The organism is Thalassospira sp. UBA848, assembly GCF_002295455.1.
GTDB lineage: Bacteria > Pseudomonadota > Alphaproteobacteria > Rhodospirillales > Thalassospiraceae > Thalassospira.
This window is the reverse complement of sequence record NZ_DBGS01000097.1, coordinates 1-14,502: the sequence shown is the minus strand read 5'-3', so window position 1 is coordinate 14,502 and position 14,502 is coordinate 1. Positions and strand designations below refer to the sequence as shown.

The following is a 14,502-nucleotide window of genomic DNA, read 5'->3' as shown; positions in this document are numbered from 1 at the left end:
ATTGGCGGGGCGGACGGGCATGGCACAGCTTTAAAAGCACGTGCTAACACACTTTGGTCTCTGGGAAAGGCGACCTGGCCACATATGCTGGTGCGTGCCTTGATCGCCGAACAGCTATTTCGCGCCCACGCGATCCAAACAAATCATCCCTATCACCGCGAGTAATACTGCAGTGCGGTATAGGGTAGGGACCCTGCCCCACCTTCCGTCCAATATCCCTATACAATTGATCAAGTAAAGCACGAGAAAATAAGCATATTTTCTCGCTTCTAGCGCATGCTGCCTTGCAACATGCCAAAAGCACCGCTAACATTCCTTACAAGAAACAAATATTCCCAAAATCAAAAAAGACTCTTGGGCAATCGTAAGGCTATGAACATGGAACAAACCATTTTGGCCGCGCAGAATGGCAACACTGCGCACAAAGTCGCCCAAACCAATGCCAGCATCGAAGATTTGATGCGCGGGATTTCCTCTGCACTCGATTACATCCAGCATCTTCTGGAATTTGCCGACACGGCGGGGGAAACTCAGGACAGCCTTATGCGCGAAATTGATGTGCGCTCAGGCAATCTGCGCGCCGGTCTTGATGATACACGCCTTGAAATTGAAAACAGCACATCTGTTGCCCAGGAGGTTCAGGAATCCACGCGCGCCACGGTCTCTGAAAAAACCGAGGCCATCCGCACCGATCTCGAACGCATCAGCGCCGAACTTGAAACCAAGGCGGAGGGCGCCAACAAGGTTCTAAGCGCAATCGAAGATATCGGCAAAGGCATCAAGCTTTTGGCGCTGAATGCTGCGATTGAGGCTGCTCGGGCAGGTGATCACGGCAAAGGCTTTGCTGTTGTTGCCAAGGAAGTCGGCAACCTTGCCCAAAGCACGATGCAACGCACCCACGAGGCGGTTGACCTGATTGATCTTTCCGATGTCACGAAAGCCCTTCACGGGAATATCGCGAATATCAGCAGCGACCTTGATAGTCTTGGCAATGAAATCGAAGGGTCATTGACCACTCTTCAGGAACGCTTTGCCACCATGTCCGAGCGGCTATCCGACATTTCCGAACACAATCAGGTGGTGTTTGAGCTGCTTGCAGGTAGCAAGGATGCCTCTGCGCGGACACGTGGCAAAGTCAAATGGGCGCACGAAGATACCAACGCGCTTGGCACAAGTCTTTCGAATGCGACCACTGCACAGGAAAACCTCCGCCGGTTCCTGAAAAGTCATCATCTGCATGATGATCCGACATATGACCGTCTGGCCGACATCAAGGAACGCGGTAAAATACGCATTGCCATCGAACCGGCCTTTGTGGGGTTGTCTTTCCGCCTCAAAGCCAACGATCCGCTGCGCGGTCTGGATGCCGATTATGCAAGGGCCTTGGCCAAATGGCTGGGTGTTGAGTGCGAGTTTGTCGAACATCCCTGGGATCTTTTGACCGAACTTCTTTTCGTCGGACCAAAACCCGGTGCGCCGCGCGCCGATTTGGTCTGGAGCGCGCTACCCCCCAGTGACTTCTATAAAGGGGTCGCATATTCCGATACCTACACGTATCTCAACTTTGCGCTTTGTCGCCGGGCCGGCAACACCGAGATCAACCGTCTTTCTGACCTGAATGGCAAGGTATTGGGCATCATCAATGATCCCGTTGCATTTCAGGTTCTTGAAGAACAGGGACTGCGCTGGGCGGATAATGAAAGCAAGCCAGGGGGCATTGCCAAGCTTTCCAATTTGATCGCCTATAGCGACCAGACCCGCCTGCATGATGCGTTGGCCGATGGGGCCGTTGATGCCTTTGCGGTTGATCAGCCGATCTTCCACTGGGCGGCAAACAACCCGGAAAGCCCATGGCATAGGCGGATTGAAGTCCTGCCGGGCAATATCCTGCCGCTGCCATATTACTATACCGCGGCCGTCGCTGCCGAACCCGCATCATGGACCCTTTTGTCAGCGGTCAACCAATTCATTGCCGAATTCCGCAACACGTCCGAACGCGCCGAAATCGAAAAGCTTTGGCAGGGTAAAGCGTTGCAACATCATCTGACCTACAAGGACGAGGCTGGAAACCTGATCGGTGAGAATGAACTGGCCACCCTGTATCACGCCCATTGCCGCAAGTTCGGCATTGCCGAAAGTTAGGTTTTGCAACGCAACATCAAATACCGTTGTGCGAAGAAGCATCGTCTAGCGGCATTTAAAAAGCAGTGCAACTTCAGCGCGTCACAGGACCTGTTATCAACTTTCACAACATGTTGCCTTGCAACATTTTTCACCCGAGGATAGGGTTTCCTTAGAAGAAATAAAAATTCACAAAATTCAGTGGCAGTGGTGAGGCTTTGAAAATGGAAGAAACCATCATGGCACCGCGTGCGGACTTGATCGATCAGGACGCACCGCAGCAATCAGCAGAAATGCAATCTGTTCACAGCGATCCGCAAGCTGAACAACTTGACGCGCTGATGCGTGGTATTTCAACTGCCCTTGACTATATCGAACATTTGCTGGAATTCGCCAATACCGCTGGTGAAACCCAGGACAGCCTGATGCGCGAAATTGATGTTCGCTCTAACAATCTGCGTACCGGGCTTGAACAAACCAGTCGCGAGATTGAGGAAAGCACTGCAACAGCCAATGATGTGCAGGAATCCACGCGCGAAATCGTCTCGACCAAGACCCATGCGATCCGCACTGATCTTGAAAAAATCAGTCAGGACCTTGAATCCAAGGCCGAAGGCGCAACCAAGGTTCTGAGCGCGATTGAAGATATCGGCAAAGGCATCAAGCTTTTGGCTCTGAATGCCACCATCGAAGCAGCCCGCGCGGGCGAGCACGGACGCGGTTTTGCCGTTGTTGCAAAGGAAGTCGGCAATCTGGCTCAAAGCACAATGCAACGCACCAACGAGGCGGTTGACCTGATTGACCTGTCCGACGTCACACAGTCCCTGCGCGATAGCATGGTCAGTATTGGACGCGATCTTGACAGTCTCGGGGGTGAAATCGAACAGGCACTTAGCGATCTGAAAAACCGTTTCCACGAGATGTCGGGTCGGTTGGAGCATATCAGTGGCCATAACCATGTCGTCTTCGAACTGCTGGATGCCAGCAAGGAATCATCTGCGCGTGCACGGGGCAAGGTCACCTGGGCCGCAGGTGAAATCGGCAAGCTATCAAACTGCACCGAAGACTCCATCTCGGCCAAAGGGCGGCTTTCGCAATTTCTTGCAACCAATCACATCCATGAAGACCCTGCTTATGACCGGCTTACCGACATCAAGGCCCGTGGCAAAATACGCATTGCGATCGACCCGGCACTGGTCGGTGCATCCTTCCGCCCGCAAAAAGGCGGCCCGTTGCATGGCATTGATATCGACTATGCCGAAGCCTTTGCCAAATCCATCGGCGTACAATGCGAGTTCATTGAACATCCGTGGGATCTTTTGACCGAACTTCTGTTTGTCGGCAAAAAGGCCGGACAGCCGCCAGCTGATGTCGTCTGGTGTGCGCTGCCGCCAAGTGATTTTTACAAGGGTGTCGCGTTTTCAGATACCTACACGTACCTTAACTTTTCGCTGATTCGCAGCCCGGATAACACATCAATCAACACGATTGCCGATCTTGAGGGCAAGGTTCTGGGCACGGTTAACGACCCGGCCGCCCTTGCCGTGCTTGAAGACGTCGGGCTTCGCTGGGCGGACAACGAAAACAAGCCCGGCGGCATTGCCAAGCTTTCGAACATGATCGCCTATGGCGACATCTCGCGCGTCCATGATGCGGTTGCCGACGGGGCAATTGATGCCTTTGCCGGTGATCATCCGGTGTTTTACTGGGCTTCGAAAAACCCGCAAAGCCCATGGCATGGCCGACTAGAGGTCCTGCCCAAACCGATCCTGTCGCACCCGTTCTTTTATGCGGCGGCAGTTGCTGCCGACCCTGCATCCTATCCACTGCTGTGTGCGATCAATAACTTCATTGCTGATTTCCGCAAGACACCAAAACGCACCGAAATAGAGAAGCTTTGGCAGGGTCAACCGATTGAACATCACCTGACCTACAAGGACGAAGCCGGCAATCTGATCGGGGCCGACGAACTGGCCAGCAGCTACCACGCCCACTGCCGTAAATACGGGCTCAATCCCGATTGACAGATTGCGTAAAACGGCTGGCGCGATGAGGGTCCGGACACTATCATCGCATCATGGCAGCAAACAAGAAAACCCTTCGACAACAACGCATTCTTGGCGAACTCGACCTTGAACCGTCATTGCGGATCGCCGATCTGGCCGAACGCCTGAATGTCTCTAATGAGACCATCCGACGCGACTTTGACGAACTGACGTCGCAAGGATTGATCAACCGTACTTACGGCGGCGCGGTTCGCCGTCAGGCGAGCGAGCCGGGGCTGAACGAACGCCATCAACTTCACATTGCCGAACGCGAAAGCATCGCCAAACAATCCGTGCCGGTTCTGGCCGGGGCACGCCATATCATGATCGGGTCTGGTGCCACGACAGTTCATGTCGCCAAACGATTGGCCGTGACCATGACCGATCTGACCGTGATCACCCATTCTTTCGGTGTGGCCACGGTTCTTGCCATCAATCCGACGATCCGGGTCATCATGGCGCCTGGGCTTTATCACGCACAGGAAGGTGCGATGCATGGCGCGCAGACCGTGCGGTTTCTTGAAAATTATCGGGTGGAATGGGCCATTCTGGGTGCCAGCGGCCTTGATGGTGACGGGGCAAGCGATGCGCTGATCGAGGCGGCTGACGTTTATTCCGTCATGATGGAACGCGCCACCCGCAGCATGATCGTTGCCGATCATACCAAGTTCAATCAGGCCTTCCCGGCGCGCTATTGCGACTGGACATCGGTCGATGTTCTTGTCACGGATGAACACCCCATGGGGGTGCTTGATGAAACCATCCGGGGAAGCGGTTGTATCATCAAGGCTGCTACGAAAACCTGACCTCTCCGCCCACCCCCCTAGCGACAGGACCGCAGGGACTTTGCCAGTGCATCGATAAAGAAATCGACCTCGGACGACTTCAGGCAAAGTGGCGGACGTATTTTCAATGTCTGACCATGTTTCCCGGCCGCACCGATCAGAACGCGATGTTCGCGCATGGCATTGATCACATCACTGACCAGTTGCCCGCAGGGTTTGGTCGGATCGCCGTCCGGGGACAGATCAACACCGATAAACAAGCCCGCACCACGTACATCACTGATGCGTCCATCAATATCGGCCAGATGCAGCAACCCTTCACGCAATGAGTTGCCGGAAAGTGCAGCATTTCCCTGAAGGCTCTCATCACGGATAACATTTAACACTGCCAATCCCGTCGCCGATGCCACAGGGCTTGCGGCAAAGGTGTTGAAATAACCAACGTCTTCGCAAAACGCATTCAAAAGTTCCGGGCGCACCGCAATGCCTGCCATGGGGAAACCATTGCCCATCGGTTTACCCATGCTGACGATATCGGGTTCGACGTCATGACGATCAAATCCCCAGAACGCATCCCCGGTTCGCGCAAAACCCGGTTGAACTTCATCGGCAATAAACAGCCCCCCCGCCCGATGAGCGACCGCCACCGCCAGTCTTAGAAAACCGCGCGGATTGGAAAACACACCGTCGCTTGAAAAAATGCTGTCCACGATCAAGGCAGCTACCCCATGCCCACGATCCTCTAGAACAAGTGCGGCCTTGTGAACTTCATCGGCGAAACCGGCGGCTATGTTGTCGCCATAGGTCAGTTTGCTCGGTGCGGGAACGGCAACAACATGATCGGGCAGGTTGCCGCGCTTCAATGCTGATGGAGAAATGTCGGTCACTGCCGTCGTGTTCCCGTGATAGGCAGACTCGGTCACGATAACGCCGCGCGCCCCCGTAGCGCGTCCAGCAATACGCAGTGCAAGATCGTTGGCCTCACTGCCGCTGCAGGTCAGAACAACATTTTCAAGATAGTCCGGGAACGTCGCCTTCAGGCGGTCGAGATATTCCTCTGTCGTCTGATGCAGATACCGACTGTTGATATTGAGCTTGGCCGCCTGTTCGGCCATGGCAGCAACAACACGCGGATGGCAATGACCGACCGATGGGACGTTGTTATAGAAATCAAGATAACTGGTGCCGTCCGCCGCCGTCATCCAGCAGCCTGCCCCCGACACCATTTCAATCGGATCACGGTAAAACAAGACCGATGCTGCACCGAAGTTCCGGGTGCGCCGTGACAGCAAGTCATCTCCAGCCTTGAGCTGACCGGGTGACGTTTTGCCATCATAGGCATTCATATCAAGGATGGGGCGCACAGGCTTCATTTTGCACCTTCGGCCGTCAGATAATCCTGTGCCATTTGCAGGGTCCCTGCCGTAAAGCCCGTACCCATTTCCTGTGCGGTCGGCGTTTCCGGATGGCTTGCGATCCAGGCGGTCAAAAGCAGGCGACGCAGCATCACAAAGCTATCAAGCATCGCCGCATCACTGGCCGAAAATGGCGCAACGGTCCTGTATCCTTCGATCCATGCTTCCTTAAGTGCCGGGATTATCGGATCAAGTTCGATAAAGCTGATCGCTGCCGCAAAGTCATAGCCAAACCACCCAAAACCGCAGTCATCGAAATCAATCACACCAAGTCGTTCACCATCGACCAACAGATTGGCCAAACGCAGATCGGCATGGATCAACCCGAACCGATCATTGCCCATCCCGAAAGTCGACAATTTTTGATCAAGATGGCTGCACAGTCGCTCAAGCAATTCCAAACCATCGTTATCAAGGCCGGGGGCTGCGCGCCAGTCTCCCCAATGCGGATTGGCACCAAGGGTGGTGTCAAACGTCCAGCTCTTGCGGACAAAATTAACCGACCGCGTCCATTGCCGCGCATGCCCGTGCAGACGTGCACTGATCGCGCCCAGCTTGAAGAACCCATCAACCAATGCCTCATCGGCGGAAGGTTCAGAACCACTCATGAAATCAAAGGCAACCACATGGCGACTGACGCCCCCCTGATCGAATTCGGCGACCAGCGACCCGTCACTGCGCAGGCGCGGCTTGGGTGTATCGACGACCTCAGCAGCACGAAGGGCATTGATCCAGGCCAATTCAGATTCGATTTCCGCACGCGTGTGATAGCCCGGTCGATGCACCCTCAAGATCAGCTTCGCACCACTGTTTGGGTCCGTTGCCAAAAAGGTCGCGTTTTCCGAAACGGTCAGTAACGACACATCGGTATCTGGTGCCATGCCCCATCCGGGCAGAACCGATGCCGCCCCGGCCTTCAGGACATCAATCATGTTGTCATCGTAAATGCCGCCCAAACGGTGCCTCCTGTCGCTCAACCTTGACCGCCATTGGAACGGGATCCCGCGCCGTCCCAGCGCCATTTTGTGAATAATGCGGCACAAAATGTGTAACTTGCAACATTTTTTGTTGCATCACGGAATATTTCGACCAATCATCAAGAAAATATAACGCAGCGCACAATCAGGGAACCGGCAACAAGCGAACCCGGCACAAAGCTGGCGCATTGCCCAATGACTTCACGAAAGGATCGACCATGCTGACTTCGATTTCCGGCAAAAGCGTCATCGTCACCGGTGGCTCCAAGGGCATTGGCAAGGGTATTGCCATGGTATTTGCCAGCAAGGGTGCAAAGGTCATGATTGCCGCCCGCACCGAAAAGGACGCGGCAGCCACCGTCGATGAAATCAAGGCCGCCGGGGGCACGGCTGACAAGTTCCTGTGTGATGTGTCGGATTTCGATCAGGTTTCTGCACTCGCGGAATACACCGCAAAGACCTTTGGCGGGATTGATATCCTGTGCGCCAATGCCGGCATCTTCCCGCAGATCAAGATGGTCGACATGACAGCGGACGACTGGGATCAGGTGATGTCGACCAACCTTAAAAGCAGCTTTTTGTGCGTGAAGGCCTGCATCCCCTATTTCGAAAAAAGCGGCAAGGGTCGCGTGGTGATCACATCCTCGATCACCGGGCCGGTGACGGGCTATCCGGGGTGGTCGCATTATGGTGCGTCAAAGGCAGGCCAGCTTGGCTTTATCAAGACCGCAGCCATGGAATTGTCACGCTATAACACGACGATCAATGCCGTCATGCCCGGCAATATCATGACAGAAGGCCTTGCTGATCTTGGTCAGGAATATCTTGATTCCATGGCCAACTCGATCCCGCTCAAACGCCTGGGCAGTGTCGCGGATATTGCCAATGCCGCGCTGTTCTTTGCATCTGATGAAGCCGCTTACATCACCGGCCAGCAGATCGTCGTCGACGGTGGTCAAATACTGCCGGAATCGCTTGAGGCACTTGAGGAAATCTAAGCTTCTACCCGCTTTAAAACCGGCACAGAAAAGCACAGACCGCATCGCGATTCCGATGCGGTCTGTGCTGTTTGTTTGTGCTTACGCCAAGCCGTACTGGCTGCGCACAACGCCGGAATTGTATCGCTCGGATGCCAGCAGCCGGGGCTTGATCCCCCCGGCATCACGCCCGAACAATGAAATGCCATCGCCCAGCACTTCCGGGATCGTAAAGATATCCAGCTGATCAGCAAAGCCGCCAAACAGGAACTGTGTTACCACACTGCCCCCGCCGACGACCCAGATATCTCCGTCGCCGGCCCGACGGTCACGCAACTGATCGACCAGTTCGATGATGCTTCCGCCATAGGCCTCGGTATTGGCGGGCCGGTCCCGGGGCAGATCCCGTGATGTCAGAACGATTGTGCGACGGGCCTCATAAGGCCAATCGCCAAATTCCATCACCTGATCAAAGGTGTTTCGCCCGATGATCAGGGTACCAACGGAGTCCAGAAAGTCATCAAAGCCGAACTCGGCCGGGTCATATTCCCCCAACCAGTCCACCGCACCATTAGCGCGCGCAATGAAGCCATCCAGACTGACCGCGATATAAATGCGGAACAGTTTTTTGCTCATGTCTATGTCCAACCGATATTGGGGTCTTTGCCCCTATTTTTTAGTCGGAAAATCATAGCAAAACACCAACCGCAAGTCGCAAGAAACAAGCACAGAAAACCGGCCAATTTACATTACAGATGTCAAAAAGCCCGGTTTTCTACCCTATTCTTAAGACTTGGGGTTAGCACTCGACCACGTTGACATTGACCGCAAGACCGCCCTGACTGGTTTCCTTGTACTTGCTTTGCATGTCGAGTCCCGTCTGGCGCATGGTCTCGATCACCTTATCAAGCGACACGGTATGCTGGCCGTCACCACGCAAGGCCAGGCGTGCGGCGTTGATCGCCTTGACCGCGCCCATGGTGTTGCGTTCGATGCAAGGTACCTGCACCAGACCACCAATCGGATCGCACGTCAGACCAAGGTTATGTTCCATGCCGATTTCGGCAGCGTTTTCGACCTGCTCTGGCGTTCCACCCAGAACCGCACACAACGCACCAGCCGCCATCGAACAGGCAACCCCAACTTCGCCCTGACAGCCAACTTCGGCCGCCGAGATTGAGGCACGCTTTTTATAGATTGACCCGATCGCCGCCGCGGTTAACAGGAATTCACGTATATTGTGCTGATTGGCATTGGCACCAAACTTTTCGTAGTAGCGCAGTACAGCGGGTATAACGCCCGCCGCCCCATTGGTCGGCGCGGTAACAACCCGCCCGCCTGCAGCATTTTCTTCGTTCACGGCCAAGGCATAAAGATTAACCCAGTCAATCACGGTCAGCGGATCGCGCAGGCCCGCCTCGGGCTTTTCCGTCAGTTCTTTATAAAGCTTCGATGCCCGCCGCTTGACATTAAGCCCACCGGGCAAAATGCCATCGGTACGGATGCCACGGTCAATGCAGCACATCATCGCGTCGTGGACACGATCGACAAAGGCGATGGTTTCTTCCGGGCTGCGCCAGCTTTGCTCGTTCTCCATCATGATTTCCGCGATGGATCGACCTTCGCGCTTGCAGATTTCCATAAGTTCATCCGCAGAAGAGAACGGAAATGGCAAGGTAATGTTATCGCCGGAATACTCCGCCCCGTGATCATCGCTTGAGACGATAAAGCCACCCCCGACCGAGAAATATTCCTGGCTGTGGATCTTCAGGCCATCGCGGTCAAAGGCGGTAATGCGCATACCATTGGGATGCTGCGGCAGGGTTTCGGTGAAATGAAACACCAGATTGTTATCGCGGTTAAACGACACCGGATATTGGCCGTAAAGCTGCAGAAGGTTGGTTTCATCAATTGCCGCAACTGTTGGCACAATATCATCAGGATCAATGTTGCGCGGGCGCTTGCCATTCAGGCCCATGATCACGGCGGTATCGGTTGCGTGCCCCTTGCCCGTCAGGGCAAGCGAACCATAAAGATCAACCACGACACTGCCGGTGTTTTGCAAAAGATTGCGCGATTCCAGTTCAAGGCAGAAACGATAACCCGCACGCATCGGGCCAACCGTATGCGAACTCGATGGGCCAATGCCGATCGTGTAAAGGTCGACAACGGACAGGTTGACGTCGTGCTGGGAATTGTTTTGCGATCCCGAAGAGGGATTAGTCGCGGGATTCGTCATCAAGGGCCTCCTTCACGGCTCAATAAAGCGCTTGTTTTCGCGCTGTTTACGAACCGGTGTTTTTGCCCCCTCTGTCCCGTGACCTGAGATTATCCGCCAACGCGCGATCATGATCGCGCAAATGGCGTTTATCCTTCGGTGGAAACCTGACCAGCGCTTTCTCCCAGACGCTTTTTGGTTTCTCTCTCCAGAGCCTCTATCCGTGACGGTCCATCTGCCTGAGAGTGTTTATGAGGCATTGCTCCTTCGGCGCCGTCCATCACGCAATTCGCGTGACATCCGAACTCTCCCGTCACGGTGCGAAATGGCATTTCTGCCACCTCAGAGGTTCACCGTCAGATTGAACACTATCTGCGTCTTTAGACACTGTCAAAAGAACTGGTGTGCATCTGCAAAATTTTCTGCGACGGATACTGTTACATACCGGCAATCGTGCTAAATTGCCGGGACAATTCATGCACCTGTTGTGTGCGAAGGTTGACCCACCCTGCCCGCATAACAGGATTAATGGCGAAACATCCCGTAAGTCACCATATTTACGGGACATTCAGCCTTTTACTTTATCTGTGGGGTTTATGAACGTGACTGTATCGAATTCCGTAAAGCGCCCGCGCCCTGTGGTGCTGTGCATTCTGGATGGCTGGGGTTATCGCGAAGAAAGCAAGAACAACGCTGTTGCGCTTGCCAACACGCCTGTCTGGGATGACCTTTACGCCAATAATCCAACCGGGTTCCTCAAGGCCTGCGGTCTGGATGTTGGCCTGCCCGAAGGTCAGATGGGCAATTCGGAAGTCGGTCACATGAACCTTGGTGCTGGCCGCGTCGTCATGCAGGAACTGCCCAAAATTGACGAGGCCGTCAAAACCGGCACCATCGCCGAAACCGACACCGTCAAAAAGATCATTGCCAAACTGTCCGATTCCAAAGGCGTTTGCCATATCGCGGGCCTTCTGTCCGAGGGCGGGGTGCATTCCCATCAGGCGCACATGGCCGCCCTTGCCAAAATCATTGCGGCTGCCGGTGTACCGGTAAAAATCCACGCCTATCTTGATGGTCGTGATACCGCACCGAAAAGTGCCGCCAAATTCCTTGAGAAATTCCGCGCCCTGATTGGCGATGCCAATGTTGAAATCGCCACAGTCACCGGCCGCTATTACGCCATGGACCGCGACAATCGCTGGGAACGCGTAAGCCAGGCCTATTTCACCATGGTTCAGGGCAAAAATTACGCCGATGGCCGCACAGCCGAAAGTGCCGAGGCTGCGATTGCCAAGGCCTATGAAGCCGACACCACAGACGAATTCGTCCTGCCGACCGTGATTGGCGATTATGCTGGCATGAAAGATGGCGATGGCCTTCTGATGACCAACTTCCGCGCGGACCGTGCGCGTGAAATTCTGGCAGCCCTCTGCGCACCGGATTTTGACGGGTTTGACCGCGGCACGCCGGTGAAATTCGCCGTGCAGGCCGGGATGGTCGAATATTCGTCCGAACATGCCAAATACATGGATGCGATCTATCCGCCGCAAACCCTGCCAAACATCTTTGGCGAAGTGGTTTCCAAGGCAGGCATGAAGCAGCTTCGTATCGCCGAAACCGAAAAATACCCGCATGTGTCCTTCTTCTTTAATGGCGGCGAAGAACAGGTTTTTGACGGCGAAGAACGCATTCTGGTCGCGTCCCCCAAAGTCGCGACCTATGACCTGCAGCCGGAAATGTCTGCGCCGGAAGTTACCGAAAAGCTGGTTGCGGCCATAAAGTCGGAAAAATACGACACCATTATCCTGAACTTCGCGAACCCCGACATGGTCGGCCATAGCGGCATTCTTGAAGCGGCCACGAAGGCGGCAGAAGCCGTTGACACCTGCCTTGGCAAGGTGATTGACGCGATCAAGTCGGTGGGCGGCGTTGCATTTGTCACCGCCGATCACGGTAACTGCGAAGTGATGGTCGATCCTGAAACCGGCGAACCGCACACCGCACATACGCTTAATCTCGTTCCGACCATCCTTGTTAACGGTCCGGAAGGAGTAACATTGGAAGATGGGCGTTTGGCCGATGTCGCACCGACCCTGCTGCAACTGCTTGGCGTGCCGCAACCGGCCGAGATGACCGGAAAACCCTTGCTTAAGGGCATGAAAGAAAATGACGCGCTTCTTGCGAGCTAAGCTAGCTTATGAGATCGCCCTGCCTGCGCTGATCGCATTTGCGGTTTTTGCTGCAGGCGGGGCTGCGCCTTCTTTTGCCCAATCGTTGCAAAAAGTTGATCAGCAGCTCGATCAACTTGAAAACCAGCTTTCCGAACAGCAAAAACAGGAAGAATTCCTGTCACGCAAATCACGTGAACTCTGGACCGAGGAACAAGCCCTTCAGTCCGAGGCGATTTCCGTCGCCAGACGCGCACAGCGCCTTGAAACCACCCTGACCGATCTGGAAGATCAGCTAGAAAACCTTGAAGCGCGTGAAAAGGTTGCTGCCACCAGTCTGGAAGACAAGGCCGGGCAATATGCCCGCATTCTCATGGCCCTGCAGCGTCTTTCGACCACGCCGCCAGAAGCCGTCATTGCCCTGCCAACATCGCCACAGGATACACTGCGTTCGGCGGTATTGCTGAAAGCCGCCCTGCCCGGTGTCGAGCAACACGCGCGTGACCTGCGCAAGGAACTGGGCGAGATCGCCACCCTGCGCGAAGATATCCGCAATCGTCGCAGCGAGTTGGCCGCCGCCACCCAAGAATTGCAGCAAGAACGCGCATCCCTCTCAGCGTTGCTTGATGAAAAGCGCCGCCTGCGCGCCCAGACAGAGGCCGAAGCCGAAGAAGCCGCCAAGGCGGTCAGCGCGCTGGCCGATGAGGCAAAATCTCTGGGCGAACTTTTGCGCAATTTGCAAAATCGCGCCGAAGGCCTGCCGGTGCCGCGGTCCCGTCCGGACATGCGGCTTGCAGCGCGCACCGAACCGGATGCCGATACGCTTGGCGCAACAACGATTGCCAAAAACACACCGCCACCACCACCTGAAAGCAAAACCGAACCCGCAAGCAGTAACGACAGCGGAACCAACGACACAAGCGACGAAGAAGAATTTGCCGTTGGCAGTTCAATCACACTGGCACAAGGCAACCTCAGGATGCCCGCCAGCGGTAAAGTCGTTACACTTTTTGGTGAAAAATCACGCGGCCCGGATGGTTTGACCGTAAACCGGTCGAAGGGAATTGAGATCAGCACACGCGCAAATGCACAGGTTGTCTCGCCTTTTGACGGCAAAGTTGTCTTTGCCGGGCCCTTCCGCGGTTATGGCCGACTCTTGATTATCGAACACGGCGAAGGATACCATAGCCTTATCGCCGGTTTTGATCGGCTCGACAGTGTGGTAGGACAATATCTATTGGCGGGCGAACCTGTTGGTATTATGGGTGAAACTTCGCCAAAACTATATCTGGAGATGCGCCAGAACGGGGAAGCAATCAATCCGCTTCCATGGCTGGCCTCGAAAAACGGCAAGGTAAGTGGATGAAAACCTCTCGATTGGCAGTACTCGCACTCGCGACCGGCATGACTCTCGGCCTTGCGTCGCCAGGTTTGGCGCAATCTTCAACCTCCTCGGCTGAGACCTATCGCCTGCTCAACCTGTTCGGTGATGTATTCGAACAGGTCAAAGGCAAATACGTCGAAGACGTCGATGATAAACAACTGATCGAAGCAGCCATCAACGGCATGCTGACGTCGCTTGATCCGCATTCGTCGTATCTGAATATGGATAATTTCGAGGAAATGCAGGTCGATACCCGCGGCGAATTCGGCGGCCTTGGTATCGAAGTCACCATGGAAGACGGCTTTGTTAAAGTCATCGCGCCGATCTATGACACCCCGGCCGAAAAGGCTGGTCTGCAGCCGGGCGACTTCATCACCCATATTGACGGCACCGCCATTCGCGGCATGACGCT

General features: G+C 54.8%; 12 protein-coding genes and 2 riboswitches. Of the genes, 8 read left to right on the top strand and 4 right to left on the bottom strand.

Features of this window, described 5'->3' with window-relative positions; all coding sequences use genetic code 11:
• From B2R48_RS13795 to B2R48_RS13780, 4 genes are all read left to right on the top strand, one after another.
• Positions 1–165 (top strand): 23S rRNA (pseudouridine(1915)-N(3))-methyltransferase RlmH (locus tag B2R48_RS13795; RefSeq protein WP_297001428.1); only part of this gene is annotated, 165 nt, incomplete at its 5' end.
• 213 nt (positions 166–378) lie between these two features.
• Positions 379–2,142 carry a methyl-accepting chemotaxis protein gene (locus tag B2R48_RS13790; protein WP_297001422.1) on the top strand — a complete coding sequence of 588 codons (1,764 nt, stop codon included), beginning with the start codon at positions 379–381 and terminating at the stop codon, positions 2,140–2,142.
• A gap of 203 nt (positions 2,143–2,345) precedes the next feature.
• A complete protein-coding gene (locus B2R48_RS13785; RefSeq protein WP_297001420.1) occupies positions 2,346–4,145 on the top strand; it encodes a methyl-accepting chemotaxis protein in 1,800 nt (599 codons plus the stop codon).
• 53 nt (positions 4,146–4,198) lie between these two features.
• Entirely contained in the window at positions 4,199–4,972 is a 774-nt protein-coding gene (locus B2R48_RS13780) for a DeoR/GlpR family DNA-binding transcription regulator (RefSeq protein WP_297001416.1), read from the top strand.
• 17 nt (positions 4,973–4,989) lie between these two features.
• On the opposite strand, the gene B2R48_RS13775 is transcribed toward B2R48_RS13780, so the two are convergent.
• Both B2R48_RS13775 and B2R48_RS13770 read right to left on the bottom strand, forming a co-directional pair.
• A complete protein-coding gene (locus B2R48_RS13775; protein ID WP_297001414.1) occupies positions 4,990–6,324 on the bottom strand; it encodes an aspartate aminotransferase family protein in 1,335 nt (444 codons plus the stop codon).
• Positions 6,321–7,322, bottom strand: coding sequence for a phosphotransferase enzyme family protein (locus tag B2R48_RS13770; protein WP_297001411.1), 1,002 nt, complete (start codon positions 7,320–7,322; stop codon positions 6,321–6,323). The genes B2R48_RS13775 and B2R48_RS13770 overlap by 4 nt, the downstream gene beginning before the upstream one ends.
• A gap of 239 nt (positions 7,323–7,561) precedes the next feature.
• On the opposite strand from B2R48_RS13770, the gene fabG reads away from it, so the two are divergent.
• Complete coding sequence (gene fabG / locus B2R48_RS13765) at positions 7,562–8,341, top strand: 3-oxoacyl-ACP reductase FabG (protein ID WP_297001407.1); 780 nt, start codon at positions 7,562–7,564, stop codon at positions 8,339–8,341.
• An 81-nt stretch (positions 8,342–8,422) separates the two neighbouring features.
• On the opposite strand, the gene B2R48_RS13760 is transcribed toward fabG, so the two are convergent.
• Both B2R48_RS13760 and B2R48_RS13755 read right to left on the bottom strand, forming a co-directional pair.
• On the bottom strand, positions 8,423–8,956 hold the full coding sequence (locus tag B2R48_RS13760; RefSeq protein ID WP_062955925.1) for a dihydrofolate reductase family protein: 534 nt from the start codon (positions 8,954–8,956) through the stop codon (positions 8,423–8,425).
• Positions 8,957–9,119: 163 nt separating this feature from the next.
• Positions 9,120–10,559 carry an L-serine ammonia-lyase gene (locus B2R48_RS13755; protein WP_297001400.1) on the bottom strand — a complete coding sequence of 480 codons (1,440 nt, stop codon included), beginning with the start codon at positions 10,557–10,559 and terminating at the stop codon, positions 9,120–9,122.
• 61 nt (positions 10,560–10,620) lie between these two features.
• Positions 10,621–10,736, bottom strand: a riboswitch (glycine riboswitch).
• 19 nt (positions 10,737–10,755) lie between these two features.
• Positions 10,756–10,861: riboswitch (glycine riboswitch) on the bottom strand.
• 273 nt (positions 10,862–11,134) lie between these two features.
• On the opposite strand from B2R48_RS13755, the gene gpmI reads away from it, so the two are divergent.
• The 3 genes from gpmI to B2R48_RS13740 all read left to right on the top strand — a co-directional run.
• Entirely contained in the window at positions 11,135–12,727 is a 1,593-nt protein-coding gene (gpmI, locus tag B2R48_RS13750) for a 2,3-bisphosphoglycerate-independent phosphoglycerate mutase (protein WP_297001399.1), read from the top strand.
• The gene (locus B2R48_RS13745; RefSeq protein ID WP_297001396.1) at positions 12,705–14,072 is read left to right on the top strand and encodes a murein hydrolase activator EnvC family protein; all 1,368 of its coding nucleotides are present in this window, start codon (positions 12,705–12,707) and stop codon (positions 14,070–14,072) included. Before gpmI ends, B2R48_RS13745 begins: the two co-directional genes overlap by 23 nt.
• Positions 14,069–14,502 (top strand): S41 family peptidase (locus tag B2R48_RS13740; RefSeq protein WP_414716190.1); only part of this gene is annotated, 434 nt, incomplete at its 3' end. The genes B2R48_RS13745 and B2R48_RS13740, both read left to right, overlap by 4 nt.